The 26,364-nt window shown below is 67.3% G+C and carries 23 protein-coding genes and 1 pseudogene; 9 read left to right on the top strand and 15 right to left on the bottom strand.

Features of this window, described 5'->3' with window-relative positions:
- Window positions 1–4 precede the first annotated feature (4 nt).
- The 9 genes from BN948_RS12040 to BN948_RS12000 all read right to left on the bottom strand — a co-directional run bounded on the left by BN948_RS12040 (window position 5) and on the right by BN948_RS12000 (window position 10,787).
- Complete coding sequence (locus tag BN948_RS12040) at window positions 5–3,283, bottom strand: hypothetical protein (RefSeq protein WP_009515272.1); 3,279 nt, start codon at window positions 3,281–3,283, stop codon at window positions 5–7.
- Window positions 3,284–3,318: 35 nt separating this feature from the next.
- Window positions 3,319–3,795, bottom strand: coding sequence for a hypothetical protein (locus BN948_RS12035; protein ID WP_009515267.1), 477 nt, complete (start codon window positions 3,793–3,795; stop codon window positions 3,319–3,321).
- A 153-nt stretch (window positions 3,796–3,948) separates the two neighbouring features.
- On the bottom strand, window positions 3,949–5,118 hold the full coding sequence (locus BN948_RS12030) for an MFS transporter (RefSeq protein WP_009515265.1): 1,170 nt from the start codon (window positions 5,116–5,118) through the stop codon (window positions 3,949–3,951).
- A 3-nt stretch (window positions 5,119–5,121) separates the two neighbouring features.
- Window positions 5,122–5,676 carry an NUDIX hydrolase gene (locus tag BN948_RS12025; RefSeq protein WP_009515264.1) on the bottom strand — a complete coding sequence of 185 codons (555 nt, stop codon included), beginning with the start codon at window positions 5,674–5,676 and terminating at the stop codon, window positions 5,122–5,124.
- A gap of 74 nt (window positions 5,677–5,750) precedes the next feature.
- Window positions 5,751–6,797 carry a TRAP transporter substrate-binding protein gene (locus tag BN948_RS12020; protein WP_035621798.1) on the bottom strand — a complete coding sequence of 349 codons (1,047 nt, stop codon included), beginning with the start codon at window positions 6,795–6,797 and terminating at the stop codon, window positions 5,751–5,753.
- Window positions 6,798–6,888: 91 nt separating this feature from the next.
- Window positions 6,889–7,587, bottom strand: coding sequence for a fumarylacetoacetate hydrolase family protein (locus tag BN948_RS12015; protein WP_009515260.1), 699 nt, complete (start codon window positions 7,585–7,587; stop codon window positions 6,889–6,891).
- A gap of 19 nt (window positions 7,588–7,606) precedes the next feature.
- Complete coding sequence (locus BN948_RS12010; protein ID WP_009515258.1) at window positions 7,607–7,930, bottom strand: 2Fe-2S iron-sulfur cluster-binding protein; 324 nt, start codon at window positions 7,928–7,930, stop codon at window positions 7,607–7,609.
- Window positions 7,931–7,941: 11 nt separating this feature from the next.
- Window positions 7,942–9,417, bottom strand: coding sequence for a glutamine synthetase family protein (locus BN948_RS12005; RefSeq protein WP_009515256.1), 1,476 nt, complete (start codon window positions 9,415–9,417; stop codon window positions 7,942–7,944).
- Window positions 9,414–10,787 carry a Rieske 2Fe-2S domain-containing protein gene (locus BN948_RS12000; protein WP_035621794.1) on the bottom strand — a complete coding sequence of 458 codons (1,374 nt, stop codon included), beginning with the start codon at window positions 10,785–10,787 and terminating at the stop codon, window positions 9,414–9,416. The genes BN948_RS12005 and BN948_RS12000 overlap by 4 nt, the downstream gene beginning before the upstream one ends.
- Window positions 10,788–10,853: 66 nt before the next feature.
- Here BN948_RS12000 and BN948_RS11995 point away from each other — a divergent pair, with 66 nt between their 5' ends.
- The 4 genes from BN948_RS11995 to pgeF all read left to right on the top strand — a co-directional run bounded on the left by BN948_RS11995 (window position 10,854) and on the right by pgeF (window position 14,297).
- Window positions 10,854–11,573 carry a GntR family transcriptional regulator gene (locus tag BN948_RS11995; protein ID WP_009515252.1) on the top strand — a complete coding sequence of 240 codons (720 nt, stop codon included), beginning with the start codon at window positions 10,854–10,856 and terminating at the stop codon, window positions 11,571–11,573.
- 131 nt (window positions 11,574–11,704) lie between these two features.
- The gene (locus BN948_RS11990; protein WP_009515245.1) at window positions 11,705–12,811 is read left to right on the top strand and encodes an alkene reductase; all 1,107 of its coding nucleotides are present in this window, start codon (window positions 11,705–11,707) and stop codon (window positions 12,809–12,811) included.
- A gap of 42 nt (window positions 12,812–12,853) precedes the next feature.
- Window positions 12,854–13,492, top strand: a complete 639-nt coding sequence (gene maiA, locus BN948_RS11985; RefSeq protein ID WP_009515242.1) for a maleylacetoacetate isomerase — start codon at window positions 12,854–12,856, stop codon at window positions 13,490–13,492.
- A gap of 28 nt (window positions 13,493–13,520) precedes the next feature.
- Entirely contained in the window at window positions 13,521–14,297 is a 777-nt protein-coding gene (gene pgeF / locus BN948_RS11980) for a peptidoglycan editing factor PgeF (RefSeq protein WP_009515241.1), read from the top strand.
- On the opposite strand, the gene BN948_RS11975 is transcribed toward pgeF, so the two are convergent.
- Window positions 14,217–14,537 (bottom strand): hypothetical protein, encoded by a 321-nt coding sequence (locus BN948_RS11975; protein ID WP_009515240.1) that lies wholly within the window; start codon window positions 14,535–14,537, stop codon window positions 14,217–14,219. The genes pgeF and BN948_RS11975 overlap by 81 nt on opposite strands.
- Before the next feature lie 117 nt (window positions 14,538–14,654).
- Here BN948_RS11975 and BN948_RS11970 point away from each other — a divergent pair, with 117 nt between their 5' ends.
- The 3 genes and pseudogenes from BN948_RS11970 (at window position 14,655) to phbB (ending at window position 18,471) form a co-directional block, all read left to right on the top strand.
- Window positions 14,655–16,463, top strand: coding sequence for a PHA/PHB synthase family protein (locus BN948_RS11970; protein WP_009515239.1), 1,809 nt, complete (start codon window positions 14,655–14,657; stop codon window positions 16,461–16,463).
- Between the two features lie 31 nt (window positions 16,464–16,494).
- Window positions 16,495–17,673, top strand: coding sequence for an acetyl-CoA C-acetyltransferase (locus BN948_RS11965; RefSeq protein WP_009515238.1), 1,179 nt, complete (start codon window positions 16,495–16,497; stop codon window positions 17,671–17,673).
- Window positions 17,674–17,733: 60 nt separating this feature from the next.
- Window positions 17,734–18,471, top strand: a pseudogene (phbB, locus tag BN948_RS11960) (acetoacetyl-CoA reductase).
- Between the two features lie 19 nt (window positions 18,472–18,490).
- Here phbB and BN948_RS11955 read toward each other — a convergent pair.
- Complete coding sequence (locus BN948_RS11955) at window positions 18,491–18,913, bottom strand: cupin domain-containing protein (protein ID WP_009515236.1); 423 nt, start codon at window positions 18,911–18,913, stop codon at window positions 18,491–18,493.
- A gap of 46 nt (window positions 18,914–18,959) precedes the next feature.
- Complete coding sequence (locus BN948_RS11950; protein WP_009515235.1) at window positions 18,960–19,283, bottom strand: 2Fe-2S iron-sulfur cluster-binding protein; 324 nt, start codon at window positions 19,281–19,283, stop codon at window positions 18,960–18,962.
- A gap of 97 nt (window positions 19,284–19,380) precedes the next feature.
- On the opposite strand from BN948_RS11950, the gene BN948_RS11945 reads away from it, so the two are divergent.
- Window positions 19,381–20,256 (top strand): LysR family transcriptional regulator, encoded by an 876-nt coding sequence (locus BN948_RS11945; protein WP_009515234.1) that lies wholly within the window; start codon window positions 19,381–19,383, stop codon window positions 20,254–20,256.
- A gap of 23 nt (window positions 20,257–20,279) precedes the next feature.
- On the opposite strand, the gene BN948_RS11940 is transcribed toward BN948_RS11945, so the two are convergent.
- On the bottom strand, window positions 20,280–21,182 hold the full coding sequence (locus tag BN948_RS11940; RefSeq protein WP_009515233.1) for a LysR family transcriptional regulator: 903 nt from the start codon (window positions 21,180–21,182) through the stop codon (window positions 20,280–20,282).
- Between the two features lie 84 nt (window positions 21,183–21,266).
- On the opposite strand from BN948_RS11940, the gene BN948_RS11935 reads away from it, so the two are divergent.
- Window positions 21,267–21,668, top strand: coding sequence for a PPC domain-containing DNA-binding protein (locus BN948_RS11935; RefSeq protein WP_035621830.1), 402 nt, complete (start codon window positions 21,267–21,269; stop codon window positions 21,666–21,668).
- A gap of 66 nt (window positions 21,669–21,734) precedes the next feature.
- Here the strand turns inward: BN948_RS11935 and rpoD are convergent, their stop codons facing one another.
- Window positions 21,735–24,110: an RNA polymerase sigma factor RpoD gene (gene rpoD, locus BN948_RS11930; RefSeq protein WP_035621790.1), complete on the bottom strand. Its 2,376-nt coding sequence runs from the start codon at window positions 24,108–24,110 to the stop codon at window positions 21,735–21,737.
- A gap of 281 nt (window positions 24,111–24,391) precedes the next feature.
- On the bottom strand, window positions 24,392–26,353 hold the full coding sequence (dnaG, locus tag BN948_RS11925) for a DNA primase (RefSeq protein WP_009515230.1): 1,962 nt from the start codon (window positions 26,351–26,353) through the stop codon (window positions 24,392–24,394).
- Window positions 26,354–26,364 lie beyond the last annotated feature (11 nt).

Raw genomic sequence — 26,364 nt, 5'->3', positions numbered from 1 at the left:
GGCTTCAATTCACGGGGTTCGCCAGGCCGTTTCTGGGTGTTGGCAGGCCCTGCAGATCATTCAAGTAGTCGTCCCACCAGACCGAATCGGCCGCTTGCGATTCAATCTCAGGTTCCACGGCTCGCGCAGCTCGCTGTTCCTGCTGGGCTTTCTGGCGCTTCTCGGACAGGTGCTCGACGCACAAGTCGGCCAGTTTCATGGAGCTGTCGAACCGCTCTTGCAGAGTGGCGAACAACTTGGACTGCTCGTGGCTGGCATGGTCGGCGACCGACTCGCTCAGTGACGCGTATTGCGTCCTTGTGTCCTGCATCACCTGCGACAGGTAGTCGTCCTCGCTGGCAAAACCCTTCGGAACCTCGATCTCGCCTTGCTGATTTCGCAGTGTGTCGCGCCACGTTGATACGAGGTTGCCGAGCACCAGTGCTTGCTCTTCGACCGACGCATTGTTGAGGTACTTGAGCCACTGTTTTGGCGTTCGAACCGAGCGGCCCCCGGCGAACAACAGGTGGCCCTTCTTCAGCCGCTTCCGCTGGAGTGCGGTCATCTGCGCCTTGCCCAGTCGGCGGATGGCCTTCTCGAATTGCCGCACGCCGACGGGAGGGGTTGTGACGGCCTTGGCGTCCTGGGTCCCTTTCAGGGGGGCGTCTTTCCAGGTCAGCAGAAGCTCCAGCAAGAGCTGTGTCGGGTTGTCCCGCGACTTGATCTGGCTTGAAAGTTCAGCAAGTTGCCCGAGAGGAACGCCGAGTAGATCGATCAACCTGGTGCGCAGATCGGCGATCACCCGCTGCATGAAGCGTGCATTGACCGGGTCTTTTCGAACCCATTCTTCGATCGCCTCAAGAGATCCCTTCTCAGCAATCAGGTCGGTCAATGACTGGTGTTGTTGCGTACCAATCAGGCTGTTCAGGGCATCGACCGCCTCGGTGAGTTGAACATCCCTTGCCTGGTCTGTTGCGTGATCGGGTAGTCGATCGGCCTCGTAGACCTTGGCATCGCCGAACAGGGACGCCAGGGTGGTGAGCGCCACCCTTTTCTTGTGCAGTCCCTTGTGTTCCGGGTCATCCAGCAACGGGTCGTTGTGCAGCAGGAAGTTGTTTCGCTGGTCCGTCAGCCCGAGAGGCTGGGTCATCTGCACGGCGAAGGGCGCGCTGTCGATGTCCAGGGGGGTGGCGGGATCGGTAGGCGCGTTGGCGTATTCCTCACTGAGCGCCATGCTCATGAGGTACTCGTTGCGATGCAGTAACGAATGCTCATTGATGTAAGGAAGCAGTGTGGCCGGGGCCTTGGCTCGCAGCCGGGCGATCTCGGCATGCACGCTCTTGCTGTCGCCGGTAAACAGCGTCCGCACGTCGCTCACCCGGCTCTCCACCCACAACGCGGCGGCCTGGCGCCGCTTGGCTTCGTGTTTGTCCTGCTTCGCCTTCTTCTTGAGATGGGCCGAGTAGCCGTAGTACGCGCCTACGCCGATGGCGGTCAATGCGGCGGTTACCCCGAAAGCGATGCCGCCAGTCCCAATGAAGAGGGCGCCGGTGACGATCGCCGCTGCTGCAAACATCACCACAGCGGGTATGCCCACGTAGCGAAGGCCCGCTCCCTTCAGTTCCTTCTTCGCGGACAGATTTTTATCCCGCATGGCTTGCTTGTATTCGCGCAGCGCAGCCGAGATCAGGTTGTGGGCGATGCTCTTGCCGAGCCGGGTTTGCGGATTGCTTTGCTGCTCGGTTGGCAGGCCATCGAAATGCGCCAGCATGGCCCGGCCCAGGGCGAGCTTGTTCAGGATGGCTGTGAGATTGGCGTCGGCGGTGAGCCGAGAGCGGTGAGCGTCTTCTATGTCCAGCCTGGCGCTGCGCATCCAGAAGGGCGACATGAGAATGGTGACGGCAGGCCCGACGAAGCCGGTGGCGGCGAAGCCGAGGGTCATGCCGACGTACGTGATCAGGGTCGCGGCGAAGTCGGCCGGCAGGCGGATGTAGGTCACATCCTCGTCGCGCTGGCCTTTGACCTTTTTGGGCCCCAGGTGCTTGGTGGCTCGCAGCAGGCTGGGGTACTTCTTCTGCTTGTTGATGAGTTCCAGTCGATCGATGTTCGCCTGCACCCGCTTCAGTTCGGCGGTCAGGTCCGAGATGGCCGCGGCGTCGGCTGGTGAATCCGAGGCGGGCAGGGCCTTGAGGCGCCCCAGCTTCGCCTCAAGATCGGCGCGTTGGATCTTCAGGTCGTGCAAGGCATCGTCGCGCTTGTACTTGTCCTCCGGCATGAGCTCGAGCCAGTGAAGGAGCTTGTCGAGTTCCGCCTGGTCAAGCTTGCCGCGCTTGATCTCGACCAGCTCGTCGTTGATGCGCAATTCCAGTGCGCGCCGTTCGGCCAGCAAGTCGGCTTCGGCAGGGGCCAGGTATCCCTCGTGGCCCTTCAGCACCTCGTCCATCATCGCCACCATCTCCCGAGCGGCATCAAGATACGCCTTGCCCTCCTCGAGCTTGCCCTCCTTGGCTAGTGCCGTGGCGAGGATCAGGCGGTCGCCGATGGCTTTGTCGCGCAGCGTCCTGGCCTCCTCGTAATTCTTTTCGGAGAGCAAGAAGCTGCCCCTGGCCTCGAAGCCGTCATAAATGTTGCCGATCCAGGTCGCCAGCGACGTGATGCTGGCCCAGGCTGCGAGCGCCGTCATGCCCAGCGCAACGCCGGTGAGGGTGGTTCCGATGGCGGCGGTGCCTTCGACGGCCAAGCCGGCGCCCCAGCCCGCCAGGCCGATCTGCTTCTTCTGGTCGGTGTATCCCTTTCGGTGGTGCACGACGTTCTTCAGCTCCGCCGCGGTGCTGCCCATGGGAACGGGGGCTTTCAGGCGGAAGTCCTCGGGGGAATGCCGCTCGCTCTGGACAAGACTCGAGGCTTTGCCGTGGTCGGGCCGAGGCAAATCGTCGCTTGCCTCGAAGGACGTGTGTTCCTGCTCCAGGTCATCGGCGTCGAACTGCTTCTGTGAAATCTCGGTTTCGCTTTCAGATTCATGGGGCGCGTGCGTGTCGGACCGTGGTGTCGAGAGCAGCCGCTTGAAAGACCCGCACTTGGAATCTTGCAGCTTCTTCAAGTGTTCGCTAAGCCCCATGGCCGCCGTCTTTTGTTTCAGCGGGTGTGGCGCGGTCTTTTCGCCGTGCCCACGCGCGGAGTTTCCAGGCATCGGCATGCCTTTCGCAGGATCGTGCAGCGTCAGGGAGCCACCACTTCTTTTCCGGATGGTGTGGCTTTGCGATGCCGGCACAAGCGGCATCAAGCGAGGCGTTTCGATTCCCATGGGTGTTCTCTCCTCTTGAAACGAATGGGCCCGGCTTACACGGCCAGGCTTCCCTGGACCGCGGTGGGTGGCTGTTGCGCGAGGTAGGCCTGCAGCAGGGCGTCGGCCATGATCAGCGTCCAGGCCTCGTTGATCTGCTCCGCCGTTTCCATGAGCAGTTCTTCCACCGCCGGCGCCTCCATGCCCGGTTCAATGGCCAACTGGGCGCAGGCGACGAGGGCACCGTCAGGGTCGAGAGCGAACTGCAATCCGTCGCTGAGGTAAGGGTGGCCGAAGGACCAGCGCAGGAGTTCTTCGCAGATCCAGGGAGCGACTTCGTGCTCCAGCACGGGCTCGATCAGCACGTCGACGCGGATGACGTCAGGCTGTTGTGTCGTGGACAAGGCCATCCAGGCGTCGCCCACCTGCAGGGCGAGCGGCTCAACCTGTGGCATGGCCTGGGCGGCCTGCGCCTCGTGCCCGGTGTTGCAGCGCCAATGCTGCAGCCACGTGAACAGATCGGGCTCATCCATGACCACTCCATCATTCCCAACAATGGTGCATGGGTGGCGGAGTCATAACGCCATGTTCCTGTGTCATGAACACCAAAAGGTTGATGGGGCGCGATCGGTCGCGATGGGCGCTGGCCGGATACGTCTGCCTCCTTGGCGTGATCGGGCGAACCCTTATGCCGCGGGGTCAGCGAGCGAGGGGCGCAAGTACAGCAGGCACAGCCATGCGCTGGCCACCAGCCCGCCCGACACCCACAGCGCCTGCGCCCCCCAGCGCTCCACCAGCGCCCCGAACAGCAGCGGCGCGAAGGCCTGGGCCACGCGCGAAGGCGCGACGATCCAGCCCTGGCGGCGGCCATAACCCACCGGGCCGAAGTAGGCCAGCGGCAGCGTGCCTTTGGCGATGGTGAGGATGCCGTTGCCCAGGCCATGCAGCACGGCGAACACGGGTGCCGCCGCCGCGCCCACCGCCATCCACACCAGCACGCCCACGGGGTGCATGGCAGCCGCCACGCGCGCCGAGATGAGCGGGTGGAAACGCCTGAGTCCACCGAACTCGAGCAGGCGGCCCGCCACCTGTGCCGGCCCCACCAGCGCCCCCACCGCCAGCGCGCCCGCCAGTGACAGGCCGCTGGCCATGAGCAGCGCCGGCAGGTGCGCCGCCAGGGCGGTGCTCACGAACCAGGTGGCGGCGAACACGTAGGCCAGCACCCAGGCCACGTGGCGCGGCGCGCGCGGCGGGGCGTCGGTGGCCAGGCCTTCATGTGGCCGCGGTGGCGGCAGGGCCGATGCGTGCGGCAGGCCGATGTTGAGCGGCAGCCCCAGCAGCAGGTGCAGCGCGGCCCAGCCCAGGCAGGCGCCGCGCCAGCCGATGTGCGCCTCCATCCAGCCCGACAGGGGCCAGCCCACGGTGCTGGCCAGGCCCGCGAGCAGGGTGATGCCTGTGATGGCGTCACGCGCGGCCTCACCCTGCAGACGCACGAGCGCCGCGAAGGCCGCCTCGTACAGGCCGGCCCCCATGGCCACGCCGATCAGCAGCCAGCCCGCGAACAGCATGACCGGGCCGTGGGCCTGCGACAGCAGGGCCAGCCCGCTGGCGAAGATCAGGCTCGTGGTCGCCAGCACAGGGCGCCCGCCGAAGCGGTCGATGGCACGCCCGGCGAAGGGGCCGATGAGGGCCGAGAGCAGCAGCGCCATGGAAAACGCCATCCACACCGTGCCTACGGGCAGGCCGGTGTCCTCAGCCATGGGCCGGGCCAGGATGGCGGGCAGGTAGTAGCTGGAGGCCCAGGCCAGGGTCTGGGCGGTGCCCAGACGCAACACGAGGCGCGTGTTGCCGCCCATGTCTTACACGATGTCGAGCACGTGAAAACCGAAGCGGCCGTGGCGGCGGTCGGCGAAGTAGCACTGCAGCGTCTCGCGCACGGTGCGAAAGGCGATCTCGTCCCAGGGCACCTCGTCCTCGCGGAACAGCCGGGCCTCGATGGTCTCGTGGCCGGGGTTGAAGCGCTCGCTGAGCAGGCGCGCGCGGTAGAACAGGTGCACCTGACCCACGCGCGGCACGTTCATCAGGGTGAAGAGTTCACCCAGTTCGATGTGGGCGCCGGCCTCTTCGTCGGTTTCGCGCTGCGCGCCCTCGGCCGTGGTTTCGCCGAGCTCCATGAAGCCGGCGGGCAGGGTCCATTTGCCCCAGCGCGGCTCGATGTTGCGCTTGCACAGCAGCACCTGCTCGCCGTCGGCGCCCCACACGGGCACGGTGCCCACCACGTTGAGCGGGTTGTCGTAGTGCACCGTGCCGCAGGCAGGGCAGACCGCGCGTTCGCGCGTGTCGCCGTCGTCGGGCAGGCGCATCTGCACGGCGGTGCCGCAGTTGCGGCAGAACTTGGCGGGCGGACGCAGCATCGGGGCAGTGTAGCGAGGTGGTTTGACGGCGAAAAAAAGGCCGGGAAGTCCCGGCCTTGTGTGGCATCGGTCGATCAGGACTTTTTGCCGTGTTTCTCGATCAGCGCCTTGGCGGTCTCGAACAGCTTCTTGCCGTCGAAACCGCGCTTGTCCATCTCCTGCATCCATTCCACTTCCACCAGGCGGGCCTTGCGGCGGAATTCCTGCGCGTCGGCGGCCGAGATGGTGTGGATGGTGTTGCCCTGGTCCACCGCGGCTTTGCGGCCGGCGGCGTCGCCACCCTGCTGTGTCTTGCCCAGCCAGCCCGAGGTCTCGATGCCGGAGTTCTTGTCGATGATGGCCTTGAGATCAGGCGCCAGGGTGTTGTACTTGGCCTTGTTCATGGCCAGCACGAAAGTGTTGGTGTACAGGGCGCCGCCAGCGGGCTCGATTTCGCTGTGGAACTTGGTGAGTTCGTGCACCTTCACCGACGGCACCACTTCCCACGGAATCACGCAACCGTCGATCACGCCTTTGGAGAGCGAATCCGGGATCTGCGGCAGGGGCATGCCCACGGGCGTGGCGCCCAGCAGACCCAGCATCTTGGTGATCTGGCGGGTGGGGCCGCGCACCTTGGAGCCGCGCAGGTCGTCGGCCGTCTTGATGAGCTTGCTGCGCATGTGGAACGTGCCGGGGCCGTGCACCTGCAGGGCGATGGGCTGCACTTCGCGGAACTCGTCCTTGGCGACGGTCTGCACGTATTCCCAGTAGGCCTTGGAGGTGGCCTCGGCGTTGTTCATCATGAACGGGAGCTCGAACACCTCGATGCGCGGGAAGCGACCCGGCGTGTTGCCCGGCAGCGTCCACACGATGTCGGCCACGCCGTCGCGCGCCTGGTCGTACAGCTGAACGGGCGAGCCGCCGAGCTGCATGGCCGGGTAGTGCTCGAACTTGATGCGACCGCCCGAGTCCTTCTCGACCTTGTCCATCCAGGCCTTGTGCATGTTGAGCGACACGTTGGACTGTGGCGCCTCGAAGGTGTGGAACTTGAGCGTGACGCTTTGCTGGGCAAAGCCGGTGAGCGCCGGGGCGCCGAGGGCGATGGCTGCACCAGACTGGAGCAGGGTTCTGCGCTGGATCATGGGATGGGTCTCCGGGGTTGATGAACTTGGTTCAAGCTTAAACCGTGGGTGTGCCCCTGTATCAGAGGGCAAACCCCAAGATCGGCATTTGTCAGGCGATCTTGACGGTGATCGGTACCAGGCCGTCCACGCCACCACTGAGGGTGTCGCCGCTGACGACCGCGTTCACGCCCTCGGGCGTGCCGGTGTAGATGAGATCGCCCGGCTGCAGTTCCCACGCGGCCGAGAGGTGTTCGATGGTTTCGGCGAGGTTCCAGATCAGCTTGGCGACGTTGCTGCGCTGGCGGTCAGCGCCGTTGACCTGCAGCCAGATGGCGGCGTTGGCAACGTCACCGGCCTGGTCGGCGGGGGTGATGGGGCCGATGGGGGCCGAGTGGTCGTAGGCCTTGCCGATGCACCAGGGGCGGCCCTGCTTCTTCATCTCGCCCTGCAGGTCGCGGCGGGTCATGTCCAGGCCCACGGTGTAGCCGAAGACGTGCTGGATCGCGTCAGCGGCCTTGATGTTCTTGCCACCGGTGCCGATGGCGGCCACGAGCTCGATCTCGTGGTGCAGGTTCTTGGTGAGTGAGGGGTAGGGGACGCTGGCCGTCTGGCCGGCGTCGGCCACCACGATGGCGTCGGCGGGCTTGAGGAAGAAGAAGGGCGGCTCGCGGCCGGTGAAGCCCATCTCCTTGGCGTGCTCCTCGTAGTTGCGGCCCACGCAGTAGATGCGGTGGACAGGGAAGCGCTCGGCGCGCCCGACCACGGGCACGGATACGGTGGGGGGCGGGGTGATGACGTACGAGTTCATGACCCCGGAGTGTGCCACCTCAATACTGGGTGGCTGGCAGTTTCACCACCAGGCCGTCCAGCTCGGGCGTGAGCACGATCTGGCAGGACAGCCGGCTTTCGGGTTGCACCGGCGCGGCGGCGAAGTCGAGCATGTCGCTCTCGTCGGCAATCGGCGCGGGCAGCTTGTCGGCCCAGGCGGCGTCCACGTACACGTGGCAGGTGGCGCAGGTGAGGGTGCCGCCGCAGTCGGCGGCGATGCCGCTGACGCCGGCGTCCACGGCGGCCTTCATGAGGCTGTCGCCGGGCTTGCCGCTGACCTCGGTTTCGCTCTGGTCGGCGTTGATGAGTCGGATCTTGATCATGGGTCGTGGGCTCAATATCGCGAAAAATATTCGCGGCGGTCGAAATCGGTCTTGTCCTCGGCGGCGGCGTGGCGCTCCAGCTCGCTTTGCTTGATGCGGCAGAAGTGGTTCACCACCACCTCGCCCAGGCCCTTGACCATGGCCGCGTCGGCGCGCAGCGCGGCCAGGGCGTCGCCCAGGTTGTTGGGTATGCGTTGACTGCCTTCGGCGTAGGGCGCTTCGGTGCCCTGGGGCGCCGACAGCTTCTGATCCACGCCATCCAGGCCGGCGTGGATCTGGGCGGCCATGCACACGTAGGGGTTGGCCGCGGGCTCGCCCAGGCGGTTTTCGATGCGCGTGGCGCCGTCGCCCGCGCCACCCACCACGCGCAGCATGGCGCCACGGTTGTCGCGACCCCACAGGATGGCCTGCGGCGCCAGCGCGTTCGGGCGAAAGCGCCCGAAGCCGTTGACGGTGGGCGTGCACAGCGGCGTGAGCGCCGGCGCGTGCGCCAGCAGGCCGGCCAGCCAGCCCGCGCCCAGTTCGCTGAGCGTGTGCGTGGCGTCGCGCGGGTCGGTGCCCGGCGCGGGCGCGTCGCGCATGAAGGCGTTGCGGCCGCCGTCCAGCGTCACCACCGACTGGTGCAGATGCCAGCCGCTGGACATGATGCCGGGGAAGGGCGGGCGGCACATGAAGGTGGCGTGGTAGCCCTCGCGGCGCAGCGCCTGGCGCACGCCGTTGCGCAGCAGCACCATCTGGTCGGCGGCGGTCAGCGCGTCGGTGGCGTCGAACACCGCCTCCACCTGGCTCGGGCCGAGCTCGATTTCCAGCGACTGCAGCGGCAGCCCCAGGCCCAGCGCGGTGCGCTCGACAATGCGCAGCGCGTCTTCGGCCATGTCGGTCATGGCCTCACCGTGCAATTGATAACCCGGGTGCACCATCTGCACAGCGGGCGGCAGGCCGGGCCAGGCCGCGAGTTCGGGGTCCAGCTGCGGCGTGGCGTCGGTGAGGCGGTAGATGTGGAACTCGACCTCCAGCCCCGTGGTGAAACCCAGGCCGCGTTGCGCCAGACGGTCCAGCGCGGCCTGCAGCACGCGCCGGCTGTCGAAGGCCACGGGCGTGCCGTCTTCATGCCAGGGCTGGGCGCGCAGCCAGGCGGTGCCGGGCGACCAGGGCAGCTCGATGAAGCTCTCGGGGTCGGGCAGCAGCAGCAGGTTGGACGCGCCGGCGAAGCCGGGCAGATCGGCCGTGCCACCGGGCTCGAACACCTTCCAGGCCTTGCGGTCGGCGGTGTCCTTGAGCATCAGCGTGCCCACCATGCCCACACCCTGGCGCAGTGCGCGCACGGCGGCGTGCGGCATCAGCGTCTTGCCGCGCAGCAGGCCGTGGGCGTCGCACCAGCCCACGCGCACGCGCTCGATGCCGCGCTCGGCGATGAGCCGCTCCAGCCGCTGGCAGGCGGCTTCGCGTTCGGGGGTGTGCAGTCCGCAGCGTTCGGCGAAGCTCATTTGGCGCCCGCCAAGGCCGCGTCCTTCGCGCTCCAGGGCGAGTGCTCGCGGCGGTCGTCCACCGCCTTGCGCCACCAGGCGTCCCAGTCGCCCGTGGGGGCGAAGCCGTCGATGGTGTCGGGGCCGTGGATGCCTTCGTGCTTCGCCACGTCGGCGATGCCGGGGGCCGTGCCGCCTTGTTCCACCGCGTCGATGGCCTGTTGCAGCGCGCGGCGGTAGGCCATGATGACCTTGTCGCTGGTGCCCAGGTGCTCGCGGGTGCGGTCCTGGATGGCGCCCATGCTCTCGCAGGCCCATTGGTCGTGCACGTTGATGTCGTCTTCGCCCATGCCCAGGTAGGTGCGCTCCACCTGCTCCTGCGCATTGAAGCCCCAGTTGTTGTGGCGGCCCATCTTGGGCTGGAAGAAGGGCAGGGTCACCGCGTCCAGGCGCGGCTTGCGCATGGCTTCCTTGTCCACGGGCTTGTCGAAGCTGGTGAAGAAGGCGTACCAGTAGTTGTGCGTGTCGTCCACCGGCACATGCATCTGCGTGATCGTCATGGTCTCGGACAGCGGGATCACGAAGGTCTGCGGGAACACGGCGTTGGTCACGCGCACGTGGGTCAGCTCGTCGTTCAGGCGGCGCAGGGCGATGAGCTGGGTGCCCCAGGGCTTGGGCTCGTGCAGGATCTCGGGCTGGCCGAACTCGCGCATCACGCGCGTCATGGGCCAACGCTCGCCGGCCACCTCGCCGGCGCTGGCGCCGCGGAACTGCTTGCCATAGGCGTCGTCGAGCGAGCCGTCGCTGAAGAAGCGGTGCAGGTAGGAGGCGTGCGCAGGGTCGATGCCCACTTCCAGCGACTGCAGCCAGTTGCAGTTCCACAGGCCCTTGAAGGCGAAGACGTGCGTATTGGGCGCGCTGAAGCAATCCAGCGCGGGCAGGGGCGGGGGCTCCACGCCCTCGGGGCCGAACCAGCCGAACAGCACGCCGCTGCGCTCGATCAACGGGTAGCTCTTCTGCGTCACGCGGTTGCACAGGGTGCTGCCGGCGGGCTCGGCGGGCGTCTCCAGACAGCGGCCGTCGACGTCGAACTTCCAGCCGTGGAAGGGGCAGCGCAGGCCGTCGCCTTCGTTGCGGCCAAAGGCCAGGTCGGCACCGCGGTGCGGACAATCGCGGTCGAGCAGGCCGAAGCGGCCTTCGCTGTTCTTGAACAGCACGAAGTTCTGACCCAATACGCGCACCGGCTTGACCGGGCGCACCGCCATGGCCGGGTCGATGGCAGGATCGAACTCGTCCACCAGGGCCACGGGCTGCCAGTAACGACGCAGCAGATTGCCGCCGGGCGTGCCGGGGCCGACTTGTGTAAGGTGTTGATTCAGTTCAGCTTTCATGAGGTTCTGGTGGGTTTGGGGTTAAAACGGTATCCCGTTTGACGAATGCAGTGTACAGTTTCGATCATGAGCTTGCAAGAAACCGTTTTGATGCAATTGCGCGACTGGATCCTGTCGGGCCAGTTCGAACCCGGCCAGCGCCTGGCCGAGCAGCAACTGGCCGAGCGCCTGGGCGCCTCGCGCACGCCGGTGCGCGCCGCGCTGGTGACGCTGGAGCAGGAAGGCCTCGTCGAAGCGAACGAGACCGGCAAGTACCTGGTGCGCCAGTTCACCGCGCAGGAGGTGGTGGTCGCCATCGCCGTGCGCGGGCACCTGGAGGGCATGGCCGCGCGGCTGGTGGCCGAACACGGGATACCGCGCGCGCTGCAGAACGATCTGCAAGCCGTGCTGGACGAAGGCGACCGCTTGCTGGCGGACGACCCGCTCACGCTGGAGAGCTACGCGGCGTACGCGCGCATGAACGACCGCTTCCATGAACTCATCCTGCAGGCCTGCGGCAACCGCGCGCTGCAGCGGGCCGTGGCGGTGAACGACAAGCTGCCGTTCGCGCCGGCATCGGCCATGCTGCCCATGCAGGGCACGGTGGCGATGGACCGCGACTGGATGCTCTATGCGCACCGCCAGCACCACATGCTGTTCGATGCGCTCAAGCGCGGTGAAGGCGCGCGGGCGCAATCGCTGGCGACCGAGCACACGCAGGTGGCGCAGATGAACATGCGGCTGGCACTGGAGCGGCGCAGCGAGAGCGAGCAGGTGATGCCGCTGATGAGGTTGGTGGTGGGCTGAGGCCTGGGCCGCTGCTCGGTCGGTATCCGCATTTGCTTGGCCGCACGGGTCATAAGCCCATTCGGGTGGTGGCTTCAGAATGAGCGCGTCGGCGGCGGTGATGCCGCCAACCGTCCCACTGGAGAACCCTCATGACCACCCTGTTCGAGCCCACCACCGCCGGCGACATCGCCCTCAAGAACCGCGTCGTGATGGCGCCGCTGACGCGCAACCGCGCGCCCGATGCCGTGCCCACGCCGCTGATGGCCACTTACTACCGTCAGCGCGCCAGCGCCGGTCTGCTCATCACCGAGGCCACTGCCATCAGCCACCAGGGCCAGGGCTACGCCGACGTCCCGGGCCTGTACGCGCCCGAGCAGATTGCGGGCTGGAAGCGCGTGACCGACGCGGTGCACCAGGCCGGCGGCAAGATCGTCACGCAGATGTGGCATGTGGGCCGTGTCTCGCACACCGAACTGCAGCCGGGCAAGGGCGCACCCGTCGCGCCCTCGGCGGTGACGGCCAAGACCAAGACCGTGCTCATCGTCGACGGCGTGCCCACCTTCGTCGAGACATCCGAGCCGCGCGCGCTGCGCGCCGACGAACTGCCCGGCATCGTCGAGGACTACCGCCGCGCCGCGCTCGCGGCCATCGAGGCGGGCTTCGATGGCGTCGAGATCCACGCCGCCAATGGCTACCTGCTCGACCAGTTCCTCAAGACCGGCGCCAACCAGCGCACCGACGCCTATGGTGGCCCCATCGAGAACCGCGCCCGCTTGCTGCTGGAGGTGGTGCGCGCGGTGATCGGCGCCATCGGCGCGGGCCGCACGGGCATCCGCCTCTCGCCCGTGACGCCGGCCAACGACATCGTCGACGCCGACCCGCAGCCGCTCTTCGAGTACGTGGTGCGCCAGCTCGGCCCGCTGGGGCTGGCCTATGTGCACGTGATCGAAGGCGCCACCGGCGGCCCGCGCCAGCTCGACGACCGACCCTTCGACTACGCCGCGCTGCGCCAGGCCTGGCGCGACGCGGGTGGCAAGGGTGCCTGGATGGTCAACAACGGTTATGACCTCGCACTGGCCGAGCAGTCGCTGAAAGGCGGCGCCGATCTCGTGGCCTTCGGCAAGCCCTTCATCGCCAACCCGGACCTGGTGGCGCGGCTGCGCCAGGGCGGCCCGTTCAACCCGCCCGACAAGGCCACTTTCTACGGCGGCGGCGAGAAGGGCTACACCGACTACCCGGCCCTGGCCGGCGCCTGAGCGCCCGGGTGGGCCATCCCCCCGGGGTTATCCTCCGGGGCCATGAAGCTCTACAACTACTTCCGCTCTTCCGCCTCGTTCCGCGTTCGCATCGCGCTCAACCTCAAGGGCCTGCCCTATGAGTATGTGCCGGTGCACATCGCGCGCGGCGAACACCGGCAGGAGGCCTGGGCCGGGGCTTTGCCCGAAGGCCTGGTGCCCACGCTGGAGCTGGACGATGGCACCCTGCTGACGCAGTCCATGGCCATCATCGAGTACCTGGACGAGACGCAGGCCGGTGCGAAGCTGCTGCCGTCTGACGCCCTGGGCCGCGCCCGCGTGCGCGCGCTGTCGCAGATCGTGGCCTGCGAGATCCACCCGATCAACAACCTGCGCGTGCTCAAGTACCTCGTGAAGGAGTTCAAGGTCGAGGAAGAGCCCAAGAACGAGTGGTACCGCCACTGGGTGCGCACCGGACTGGAGGCGTTCGAGAAGCAGCTCGCCGCCGGTCCGAAGGGCCGTTTCTGCTACGGCGACACGCCCACCCTGGCCGACTGCTGCCTGGTGCCGCAGATCTTCAACGGCCAGCGCTTCAATACTGACCTGAGCGGCCTGCCGCGCACCATGGCCGCCTTCGAGGCCTGCATGGCGCTGGAGGCGTTCCAGAAGGCGCAGTGGTCAGCCTGCCCGGACGCCGAGTGAGCCGGCCCAGCGGCCCGGCACCGGACTGATGGCGCCCGACACCGCCGCCCGCTTCGTCCCCGACTGGCCTGCGCCCTCCGGTGTGCGCGCGCTGTGCACCACGCGCGCGGGCGGCGTGTCGGCCGCGCCCTTCGACAGCTTCAACCTCGGCGACCACGTGCGCGACGAGCCCGCCGCCGTGGCAGCCAACCGTGAGCGCTTCGCGGCGCTCACCGCGCCCGCGCGCCCGGTCTTCCTGCGCCAGGTGCACGGCACCGGCGTGGTGAGGCTCAACGCCGAGACGCCCGACGGCACCGAAGCCGACGCCGCCGTGGTCCACACGCCCGGCGTGGCCGCCACCATCATGGTGGCCGACTGCCTGCCCGTGCTGTTTGCGCACGCCAGCGGGCGCGCGGCGGCCGCCGCGCACGCGGGCTGGCGCGGCCTGCATGGCGGTGTGCTCGAGGCCACGCTGAAGTCGCTGCGCGACGTGGCGGGGCCGGGCGAGGTGATCGCCTGGCTCGGTCCTGCGATCGGGCCGACGGCTTTCGAGGTGGGCGAGGAGGTGTGGGAGGCCTTCGTGACCGCCGACCGCGCGGCCGTGGCGCACTTCCGGCCCCACGCCACGCGCGGCAAGTGGTGGGCCGACCTGCCCGCCTTGGCCCGCCAGCGGTTGGTGGCGGCCGGGCTGCGCTCGGTGCACGGCAACGACGGCAGCGCCGCCTGGTGCACTTTCAGCGACGACTCAAGGTTCTTTTCGCACCGGCGCGACGCCGCCCGGCTCGGCAGCACCGGGCGCTTCGCCGCCAGCGTCTGGCTGGGTTGAGGCGGCCCTGGCGTCGGGTGCGGTCGCGGTCGCGCGGGCCGCGTCCTCGGCCGCTTCGCGTGCCTTGATCGCGCGGCGCCGCTGCGGCGCGCGCATCACGTAAACCACGATGCCGACGGGCAGGATGCCGTAAAGAAAAAAGGTCACAATGCCCCCGAGCACCGTGCCGGTCGTGTTCGTGGCCTCGGCCACCGACATCATCAGGACGACGTACATCCAACCGATCACGATCAGGTACACGGCTTGCTTTCTGGTTGAGCTGCGTCAAGCCACCACGGGGCCGCGCAGGGATACTGGAACTCTCATGGAGACAAGGGCCGACACTGTAGGCCTTGCGTGAAAGCTGAGGAGACTGGCATGGCATCGGGCAACAAGAACGGCACGACCGACTGGGCACAGGCGGCGCAGCAGTTCCAGCAGAACCTGGTGCAGCAATGGACGCAACTGGCGCAGAGCTTTCCCGGCGTCGCGGGGCAGTCGGTGCCGACGCCCGACGCCTGGTCCGCCTTCCAGGCCTTCATGCCGCCGGCGCAAGGCGCCGCACCCATGGGCATGCCCGCCTTGAACGAGCTGTTCCAGCAGGCCGCCGGCACCCCGGCCTCGTTCGATCCGGCCACGCTGCTCGAGATCCAGCAGAACTACCTGAAGGAGGCCGCGGCGCTGTGGAACCAGGGCCTGTCCGTCAAGCCCGTGGGCGACCGCCGCTTCGCGTCCGACGCCTGGGCCGCCAACCCGGTGGCGGCCTTCACCGCCGCCACCTACCTGCTCAACGCGCGCACGCTCATGACCATGGCCGAGGCCGTGCAGGGTGACGCCAAGACCAAAGCCCGCGTGCGCTTCGCCGTGCAGCAGTGGATCGACGCCAGCGCGCCGAGCAATTTCCTGGCCTTCAACGCCGAGGCGCAGAAGAAGGCCATCGAAACCCAAGGGGAAAGCATCGCCAAGGGCGTGGCCAACCTGCTGCACGACATCAAGCAGGGCCACGTGTCCATGACGGACGAGAGCGTGTTCGAGGTGGGCAAGAACGTGGCCACCACCGAAGGCGCGGTGGTGTTCGAGAACGAACTGTTCCAGCTCATCGAATACAAGCCGCTCACGGCCAAGGTGTTCGAGCGGCCCTTCCTGCTCGTGCCGCCCTGCATCAACAAGTTCTACATCCTCGACCTGCAGCCCGAGAACTCGCTCATCCGCTACGCGGTGGAGCAGGGCCACCGCACCTTCGTGGTGAGCTGGCGCAATCCCGACGAGTCGCTGGCGAACGCTACCTGGGACCAGTACATCGAGGACGCGGTCATCAAGGCGATCGACGTGGTGCGCGACATCAGCGGCGCCAAGGACATCAACGCCCTGGGCTTCTGCGTGGGCGGCACCATGCTGGGCACGGCGCTGGCCGTGCTGGCGGCGCGCGGGCAGCAGCCGGTGCACAGCGCCACCTTCCTCACCACGCTGCTCGATTTTTCCGACACCGGCATCCTGGACGTCTTCATCGACGAGAACTTCGTCCGGTTCCGCGAGATGCAGTTCGCCAATGGCGGCCTCATGCCGGGGCGCGACCTGGCCACCACCTTCAGCTTCCTGCGCCCCAACGACCTGGTCTGGAACTACGTGGTGGGCAACTACCTCAAGGGCGAGACGCCGCCGCCGTTCGATCTGCTGTACTGGAACGCCGACAGCACCAACCTGCCCGGGCCGTACTACGCCTGGTACCTGCGCCACATGTACCTGCAGAACGACCTGGTCAAGCCTGGCGAGGTGACGGTCTGCGGTCAGAAGATCGATTTCCGTCAGGTCAAGCTGCCGGTCTATATCTACGGCTCGCGCGAGGACCACATCGTGCCCATCGGCGGCGCCTATGGCAGCACGCAGCTGTTCCCGGGCAAGAAGCGCTTCGTCATGGGCGCCTCGGGCCACATTGCGGGTGTCATCAACCCCGCGAGCAAGGGCAAGCGCAGCCACTGGACCTCATCGGGCGCCAGTTTCCCCAAGGACGTGAAGGACTGGATCGCCAAGGCCACGGAACATCCGGGCAGTTGGTGGGGCGACTGGTCCGCCTGGCTCAAGCCCCTGGGAGGCAAGCAGATTGCCGCGCCCAAGGCCTATGGCCGGGGCAAGGCCTACGGTGCCATCGAACCGGCGCCGGGTCGGTACGTCAAGGCCAAGGCCTGAACCACCTCATTCGAATCACTCAGGAGAAACCATGGAAGACATCGTCATCGTCGCCGCCGCCCGCACTGCCGTAGCCAAATTTGGCGGCGCGCTTGCCAAGACGCCCGCCACCGAACTCGGTGCCACCGTCATCAAGGCCTTGCTGGAGCGCACGGGCCTGCCCAACGACGCCATCGGCGAAGTGATCATGGGCCAGGTGCTGGCGGCCGGCGTGGGCCAGAACCCCGCGCGCCAGGCCCTGATGAAGGCCGGCATCGCCAAGGAAACGCCCGGGCTCACCATCAACGCAGTCTGCGGTTCTGGCCTCAAGGCCGTCATGCTCGCGGCCCAGGCCATCCAGACCGGCGACAGCGAGATCGTCATCGCCGGCGGCCAGGAGAACATGAGCGCCGCGCCGCACGTGCTCAACGGCAGCCGCGACGGCCAGCGCATGGGCGACTGGAAACTGACCGACACCATGATCGTTGACGGCCTGTGGGACGTCTACAACCAGTACCACATGGGCATCACCGCCGAGAACGTGGCCAAGGCGCACGGCATCACGCGCGAGATGCAGGACGCCCTGGCCCTGGGCAGTCAGCAGAAGGCCGCCGCCGCGCAGGACGCCGGGAAATTCAAGGACGAGATCGTGGGCGTGAGCATCCCGCAGAAAAAGGGTGACCCGCTGATCTTCGACGCCGACGAGTTCATCAACAAGAAGACCAACGCCGACGCGCTGGCCGGCCTGCGCCCCGCCTTCGACAAGAGCGGCACCGTCACGGCCGGCAACGCCAGCGGCATCAACGATGGCGCCGCGGCCGTGGTGGTGATGACGGCGAAGAAGGCCGCCGCGCTGGGCCTCAAGCCGCTGGCCCGCATCGCGGCCTTCGGCACGAGCGGCCTGGACCCGGCCACCATGGGCATGGGCCCGGTGCCGGCGTCGAAGAAGGCGCTGGCGCGCGCCGGCTGGAAGGCCGCCGACGTTGACCTGTTCGAGTTGAACGAAGCCTTTGCGGCCCAGGCCTGCGCGGTGAACAAGGCGCTGGAGCTCGACCCGGCGCGCGTGAACGTCAACGGTGGCGCCATCGCCATCGGGCACCCGATCGGTGCATCGGGCTGCCGTGTGCTGGTGACCTTGCTGCACGAAATGCAGCGCCGCGATGCCAAGCGCGGCCTGGCCGCCTTGTGCATCGGCGGCGGCATGGGGGTTTCCCTCGCTGTGGAGCGCTGATCACCCCGATAGCATGGCCGACGAACAAGGCATTCATCCAGCACTCACAGAGAGGTCAACATGACACAGAAGGTTGCATACGTCACCGGCGGCATGGGGGGCATCGGCACCGCCATCTGCCAGCGCCTGCACAAGGAAGGCTTCAAGGTCATCGCGGGCTGCGGCCCCACGCGCGACTACCAGAAATGGATCGACGAGCAGAAAGCCCTGGGCTTCACGTTCTACGCCAGCGTGGGCAATGTGGCCGAGTGGGACTCCACAGTGGCCGCGTTCTCCAAGGCCAAGGCCGACCACGGCTCCATCGACGTGCTGGTCAACAACGCGGGCATCACGCGCGACCGCATGTTCCTGAAGATGACGCGCGAGGACTGGGACGCGGTCATCAGCACCAACCTCAACTCCATGTTCAACGTGACCAAGCAGGTCGTGCCCGACATGGTGGAAAAGGGCTTTGGCCGCATCATCAACATCAGCTCGGTCAACGGCGAGAAGGGCCAGGCGGGCCAGACCAACTACTCGGCCGCCAAGGCCGGCATGCATGGCTTCACCATGGCGCTGGCGTAGGAACTGGCCAACAAGGGCGTCACGGTGAACACCGTGAGCCCGGGCTACATCGGCACCGACATGGTCAAGGCCATCCGCACCGACGTGCTCGACAAGATTGTCGCCACCGTCCCCGTCAAGCGCCTGGGCGAACCCAGCGAGATCGCCTCCATCATCGCGTGGCTGGCCGGGGACGAGGCGGGCTACTCCACCGGGGCCGATTTCTCGGTCAACGGTGGACTGCACATGGGCTGAGAGCCCCTCGCCCAGTCAGTCACTCGCCTTCGGCCACCTCGAAGTCGATCAGATCCACCGAGACGATTTCGTCCGGCTTGCCGCTGCACCAGTGAAGGTACAGCGTCATGTCGGTCGAAATGCCGCCGTGCAGCGCGCCCGGCGCGTTGTACATGAAGCTGCCTTCCTTCGCGACCACGCGCCCGCGCGTGTCGTAGTAGGCCCCTTTCATGATGTAGACCTCCTCGCCGAGTTCAGGCGCGCGGCCCATGATCTTCCAGGCCTTGCCCGGTGGTGCCACGAACCGGGCGATGACGGTGAGGCCGTGCGCGTCTCGGCGCAGCACGCGCCGGAAGCGCCCGTACTCGCGGCCGTCCTCCCAGGTGATGTTGTAGGCCGCAGGCTCCCAGGGGCTGTCGTCCGGGTGGAGCTGGAAAGAGCGGGGGCGTGGGCTTGCTTGCATGGTTGGGTGCGGTTGTTGGGTGGTGGGGAATGCGCCGACGGGGCCCCTAGATCTGGGTTGCCGGCAGTTGAACGATCAATCCCTCGCACCGCCGGTCCGCGAGAACCTGGCAGGCCAGCCGACTGCCGGCGCGGCGCGGGGCGGCGGTGAATTCGAGAACCTGCAACTCCATGTCGTCCGCTGGCAGTAACCTGGTCATTGAGGCTTCGTCGAGGTAGACGTGGCAGGTGGCGCAGCAGCAGGCACCGCCGCACTCGCCCAGAATCTCTTCTACCCCATGGTGCACGGCGATGCGCATCAGCGTTTCGCCGTCGGGTGCGTCGACGGCTCTGCGCGTGCCATCCGGGCTGACAAAGGTGATTCGGGGCATGGGCTTCGTGGGTGTCTCGTCTGTTCCGCGGCGGATTCTGTGCCCCCCGGTGCTAGGATCCAAACGCTGTTTTTTGACCCACCCATAAGTTCAGCTGATGCATATCAGTCTTCGGCAACTGCGAGCCTTCATCGCCGCGGTCGAAACGGGCGGTTTCACACGCGCCGCACACCGCCTGCACCTGACGCAGTCGGCCGTCAGCATGGTGATTCGCCAGCTGGAGTCCGAGGTCGGCCTTCCCCTGTTCAACCGCGAGGGCAAGCGCATCACGCCGACCGAGATGGGGCTACAGCTCGTGCCCATCGCCAAGCGCATGCTCGACGACCTGGACCGCATCGCCATCAGCGCCTCCGACGTCCGTCAGCTCCAGCGCGGATCGCTGCGCTTCAGCGCGCCCGATTTGCTCGCCTGCACGCTCATCCCACCGGCGCTCGCCGCGTTCTCGGCCCGGCACCCGCAGGTGTCCGTGCAGATCGTGGACACGGCACTGGGGGACATTCCCGCAGCGGTTTCGCGCGGGGTGGTGGAGTTCGGCATCGGCCCGGACCGGCCGTCCGACCCCGGCGTGGAGCGCACCTTCTTTCGCAAGGTCGCGATCCAGTTCGTGTGTTCATCGACACACATCGCCGCGCGCAAGCGGTCCATGCGGTGGAGCGACACCCGGGACGATCCGTGGATCTGCTACCCCAGCACCTTCGAGCAGGACATTCGCGACGCGATGTGGCAGAACGGCCGCGCCCAGCGCATGGAGGATGCGACGGTCGTCGAGCACCTGCCGACCGCGCTCGCGCTGGCCGGGCATGGCCTGGGCGTGACCACGGCTCCCGACTACGCCCGGGCCCTGCGCCGCGATCTGCGCCTGAGCTTCATTCCGCTGGTCGAACCCTCGATCGAGCGCACGTTCTACGTCTACCACCGAAAGGGCCATCTGCTGTCGCCGGCGGCGCGTGCGTTTCTTGATGAACTCATGTAGTCGGCGGGGTCCGTCGTCTTGACTCAGCGCCGCATCCCCGGCCGGTTCGCCATCAGCAACTCATACAGTCCCTGCGCCGCCGACGACAGCGCCCGGTCGGCGCGGCGCACCAGGAACACCTGGCGCTTGAGTCCGGCCGACACCACCGGCCGCGCGCGCAGGTCCTTGTGGTCGAAGTGAAACAGCGTGAGGGAGGGCACGATGGAGATGCCCAGACCCTCGCGCACCATGGCGGCCACCGAGCTGAGCTGTTCCAGTTCCAGCAGGGTCTGCAAGCGGTTCGGGTAGATCGCCGCCTCGACGTACTGGCGCACGCTGCTGGAGCGCGCGAGCTGGATGATGGGCCAGGCGCCGAGTTCGGACAGCTTGAGCCGGCCGGTGTCGGCGGCCAGCGGGTGGTCCTTGCGGAAGACGGCGTGGAAGGTGTCGGCACAGAAGCGCTCGGTGCGCAGGCCGCCGACGTTGGCGCGCGTTGAAGCCAGCGCGAAGTCGGCGTGCCCGGCCTGCACACGCGCCACGCAGCCGTCGGACAACACATCGGCCACGTCGAGTTCGATGCCCGGGTGTTCGCGATGGAATCGCGCCAGCAAAGGTGGTAGCCAGCCGGCGGCGAGTGAGGGCAGGGCCGCGATGGCCACGCGCCCGCGCCGCCGCGCCACGTGGTCGCGCACGTCGGACACGGCGTCCTCCGCGTCGCGCAGCAGGCGAGACGCTGCCTCGAGGAAGGCCTGGCCCTCGGTGGTGAGCTCCACCTGGCGTGTGGTGCGGTCGAACAGGCGCCCGCCCACGTGCTCCTCCAGCGAGCGGATGAGCGCCGAAAACGCCGGCTGCGACAGGTGGCACAAGGCGGCCGCGCGCGTGAAGTGGCGCTGCTCGGCCAGTGCCACGAAGGCACGCAGTTCGCGCGTCGACAGATTGAGTTGCATGGCCGATGAATGTATCGGCATTCGCGGGCGTTGCGGATCAGCCGTTGCCCGGGCAAGATGCCCGGCCGCCGCCCCATCGATGCCATGCACACATTGCCCCTTCGTCTGAATCCCGGTGAGGACCTGCGCGCTGCGCTGCAGGCGGCGGTGCGTGCACGGGACCAGCGCGCGGCCTTCGTGATCGCCGGCATCGGCAGCCTCGTCGACGCTCGCCTGCGCCTGGCCGCTGCGGACGATGCGCTGGTGGTGCCCGGACCGAGCGAGATCCTCACGCTCAGCGGATCGCTCGGCGCGGACCACGCCCACTTGCACATGAGCGTGTCGGACGCACAAGGCCGCGTGTGGGGTGGCCATGTGCTGCCGGGTTGCCGGGTGCGCACCACCGCCGAGGTGCTGATCGCGCTGCTGCCGGACTGGGATTTTTCCCGTGATCCCGATGCGGCCACGGGTTATCTGGAACTGGTCGCGAAAGCCCGGGGTCAGTGAGCCGCGGGCGGCGCGCGCAAAAGAAAAGGGAGCCACTGGCTCCCTTTTCCGTATCGATCGGCCCGATCAGAGCGAATCGATGAAGCTGCGCAGCTTGTCGCTGCGGCTGGGGTGCTTGAGCTTGCGCACCGCCTTGCTCTCGATCTGGCGGATGCGTTCGCGCGTGACGTCGAACTGCTTGCCCACTTCTTCCAGCGTGTGGTCGGTGGACATCTCGATGCCGAAACGCATGCGCAGGACCTTGGCCTCGCGCGGCGTGAGGCTGTCGAGGATTTCCTTCACCACCTCGCGCAGGCCGGCCTGCATGGCGGCCTCGATCGGGGCGGTGTTGGTGGTGTCCTCGATGAAGTCGCCCAGGTGCGAATCGTCGTCGTCGCCGATGGGGGTTTCCATCGAAATCGGCTCCTTCGCGATCTTCATGATCTTGCGGATCTTGTCCTCGGGCATCTCCATCTTCTCGGCCAGGATGGACGCATCGGGTTCGAAGCCGAACTCCTGCAGGTGCTGGCGGCTGATGCGGTTCATCTTGTTGATGGTCTCGATCATGTGCACCGGGATGCGGATGGTGCGCGCCTGGTCGGCGATCGAGCGGGTGATGGCCTGGCGGATCCACCAGGTGGCGTACGTGGAGAACTTGTAGCCGCGGCGGTATTCGAATTTGTCCACCGCCTTCATCAGGCCGATGTTGCCTTCCTGGATCAGGTCGAGGAACTGCAGGCCGCGGTTGGTGTACTTCTTCGCGATCGAGATCACCAGGCGCAGGTTGGCCTCGATCATTTCCTTCTTGGCGTCGCGCGAGGAGGCCTCGCCGTTGTTCATGCGCTTGTGGATGTCCTTGAGGTGATCGATGGGCACCACGACGCTGTTCTGGATGTCGATCAGGCCTTGCTGCAGCTCCTGCACCGGCGGGATGTTGCGCTCGATGATGACGCTCCAGGGCTTGCCCGCGGCGGCCTGCTTCTCCACCCACTTGAGGTTGAGCAGGTTGGGCGGGAAGTCCTTGATGAAGGTCTCCTGCGGCATGCCGCACTTGTCCACGATGATGCGGCGCAGCTCGCGCTCTTTCTTGCGGATCTCGTCGACCTGGCCGCGCACCGTACTGCACAGCTTCTCGATCGCCTTGGCCGTGAAACGGATGGTCATCAGCTTCTCGGTGATGGCCTGCTGCGTCTTGACGTAGACGGCGCCACCGTAGCCTTCCTTGTCGTAGGTCTTGTGCAGCTTCTCGAACATGCCGCGCAAGGCGTCGAAGCGCTCCAGCGCTTCGCGCTTGAGTTCTTCGAGCTTGCGCGTGAGGGCCTTGGAGCCGCCCTTGCCGTCGTCGTCGTCGGCCTCGTCGTAGTCGTCGAAGTCTTCCTCGGCCACGTAGTCGTCGGCCTCGTCGGCGTCGGCAAAGCCGTCCACCACGGTGGAGATGACGACCTTGCCTTCGCGGATCTCCTCGGCCATGGCCAGGATCTCGGCGATGGTGGCGGGCGATTCGCTGATCGCCTCCATCATGCTGTGCAGGCCGCCCTCGATGCGCTTGGCGATCTCGATCTCGCCCTCGCGCGTGAGCAGCTCCACCGTGCCCATCTCGCGCATGTACATGCGCACCGGGTCGGTGGTGCGGCCGAATTCGCTGTCCACGGTGGACAGGGCGGCCTCGGCTTCCTCTTCCGCTTCCTCTTCGGTGGCGGCGGTGGGACCGGTGTTGTTGAGCAGCAGGGTCTCGGCGTCGGGCGTCTGTTCGTAGACGGCCACGCCCATGTCGTTGAGCAGCGAGACCACGACTTCCAGGGTCTCGGCCTCGACCAGCTTGTCGGGCAGGTGGTCGTTGATCTCGCCGTGCGTGAGGTAGCCGCGCGTCTTGCCCAGCTTGATCAGCGTTTTGAGGCGTTCGCGGCGGGCACGGGCTTCTTCTTCGGACAGGATGGTTTCATCCAGGCCGAATTCCTTCATCAGCGCGCGTTCCTTCGCCTTGCTGATCTTCATGCGCAGCGGCTTGGCCTTCTCGGCCGGCTGCGCTTCATCGACAGCCGCGACCTCCTCAGGCAGTTCCTCGCCGGCGAGTTCCTCATCGATGTCGCCCAGATCGGCGTCGTCGATGTCGTCGCCGGGCTTGCTGCCTTTGGCGTCGGCCTTGGGCTTGCGGCCACGTTTGGCGGCGGGCTTGTCGGCCGCGGCCTTGGCGGGGCGGCCGGGCTTCTTCTTCGCCGGGGCGTCTTCGAGCAATTCCTCGCTCAGGGCCTCGGGCTTGGCTTTCTTGGCGGTGCTGCTGGCGGTCGTCTTGGCGGCAGCCTTCTTGGCCGGCGCGGCCGTGGCGGCGGCTTTGGTGGGGGTCTTGGTCGTCACTGCAGGGGCTTTCTTGGGGGCGGCCACCGGTTTTGCCTTGGCGGGCGGGGCCTTCTTGGCGGCGGTCTTGGTGGCGGCAGCGGACGGACTGGCTTTCTTCGCGGGCATGGGAACCTCAAAAAAACGTCGATGGGACCGGCAGAACACTCAACAGCCGCCAGAAGACCCTACATGGGGTCGAACCGGTGGTTTGGAAGTGCACGAAACCCACCACGGGCCGGTGCGGGCGGGCTTGCAAGCTGTGGGGCGATCATTTGGTGTGCAGTCCTTGCGGGGTTCCGCGCGCCCGGGGAGGGCGGGGTGGCCAGGCTGTTTTGCCATGTAGCCCTTGCAGGAGGGCCGGGCCGGTGCCGGAGGTGCTGCTGTCGCGCTTGCGGTGCAACCCAGGATTATACCGGGGCGGCCCCGATCTGGTGCTCCAGCGCCTTGCGTTGCGCCTGAATGTCGGCATAACGCCGCAGTTCGGTCGGGTCGCTGGCGGCGCGGGCAATGGCCTGCACCTCCAGCGCCTTCAGGTGCTCGATGCGCAGGCGCAGCATGACGCCGGCCAGCTCTTCGGCATCTTCCTCCGCGCCCGGTGTCATCGCGCAATGCTCCACCTGCTGGCAGGCCAGGGCCTCGTGCTCGTGCCCGCGCAGGGCCTCGCGCAGGGCAGCCCAGGGCTGGTGGCCGTGTTCGTGCAATTGGGCTTCCAGCCAGGCGAACAGCGGCCCGTGCGGCGCGGGCAGTTCGGCCAGCAGGTGGTGGTCGTCGGCCGAGAGCTGGTCCCAGGACGTGGTGTTCGACAGCAACAGGCCCAGGGCCCGGTCCTCGCGGCTCATGAGGCCGCGTCGCCCGGTCCGCGCGCGGCCTTGCCAGGCGTGCTGGGTGGCGGCCTTGCGCTGGCGGCGCGGGCCGCGCGCCTCGAATCCACCGGCCTGTTCGTACCCGCCAGCGTGTTCATAACCGTGGTCGCGCTCGTAGGCCTGGTCGTGTTCACGGAACTCCTGGCGGGCCCGGGGCGAGCGCGGGGCGCCCCCCGTCTGGCCGCGTCCGCCCGAAGGCGCCCACAGGCGCAGCAGGTCTTGCGCGTCCAGCGCTGCGGTTTGGGCGATGTCGGCCAGCAACTGGCTCTTGAGCGCGCCCTCGGGCAGCGCGCTCCACAGGGGGCGCGCCTGGCTGGCCATGCGCGCGCGGCCCTCGGCGGTGTCGAGTTCGCAATCGGCGCTGGCGGCTTCCAGCAGGAACCGCGAAAGCGGCACGGACTCCTTCACGCGTGCGGCGAAGGCATCGGTGCCGTGCTCGCGGATGAAGCTGTCGGGGTCGTGTTCGGTGGGCAAGAACAGGAACTTGACGCTGCGCGTATCGCTGGCCCAGGGCAGGGCGGCGTCCAGGGCCTTGCGGGCGGCGCGCCGGCCGGCGGCGTCGCCGTCGAAGCTGAACACCACGGCATCGGTGAAGCGGAACAGCTTCTGCACGTGATCGGCCGTGCAGGCCGTGCCCAGCGTGGCCACGGCGTTGCCGAAGCCGAGCTGGGCCAGCGCGACCACGTCCATGTAGCCCTCCGTCACCAAGGCGTAGCCATGCTGGCGGATGGCGGTGCGCGCCTCGAACAGGCCGTAGAGCTCGCGGCCCTTGCTGAAGACCGGCGTTTCGGGCGAGTTGAGGTACTTGGGCTCGCCCTTGTCGAGCACGCGCCCGCCGAAGCCGATGCACTCGCCTTTGACGTTGCGGATGGGGAACATCACGCGGTCGCGGAAGCGGTCGTAACGCTTGGCCTGGCCGTCCTGGCCTTTTTCGTCGGCGTGTTCGATCACCAGGCCCGATTCGGTCAGCAGGGGCGACTGGTAGTCGGGGAACACGCCGGCCAGGTGGCGCCAGCCCTCAGGGGCGTAGCCCAGGCCGAAGACCTTGGCGATCTGGCCCGACAGGCCGCGTCCTTTCAGGTAGTCGATGGCGCGCGGCGAGGCCTTGAGCTGCTTCTGAAAATCACGCGCGGCCTTCTCCAGCACGTCGGTGAGCGTGGCCTGCTGTTGGCGCTGCTGCGCGGCGCGCTCGCGGTCCTGCGGCGACACGTCATCGTCCGGCACCTGAAGGCCCACCTGCGCCGCCAGATCCTTCACGGCCTCCACGAAACCCATGCCCGCGTGCTCCATGAGGAAGCCGATGGCGTTGCCGTTCGCCCCGCAGCCGAAGCAGTGATAGAACTGCTTGGACGGGCTGACGCTGAAGGACGGCGACTTCTCGCCGTGGAAGGGGCACAGCCCCATGAAGTTGGCGCCGCCCTTCTTGAGCTGGACATAGCGGCCCACCACGTCGACCACGTCGACGCGGTTGAGCAGTTCCTGGATGAAGCTTTGGGGGATGGCCATGAAAGAGGGCT

Source organism: Hydrogenophaga intermedia (assembly GCF_000723405.1).
Classification (GTDB): Bacteria; Pseudomonadota; Gammaproteobacteria; order Burkholderiales; family Burkholderiaceae_C; genus Hydrogenophaga; species Hydrogenophaga intermedia.
The sequence above is the reverse complement of the archived record's forward strand: the minus strand, read 5'-3'. Positions and strand labels throughout refer to the sequence as shown.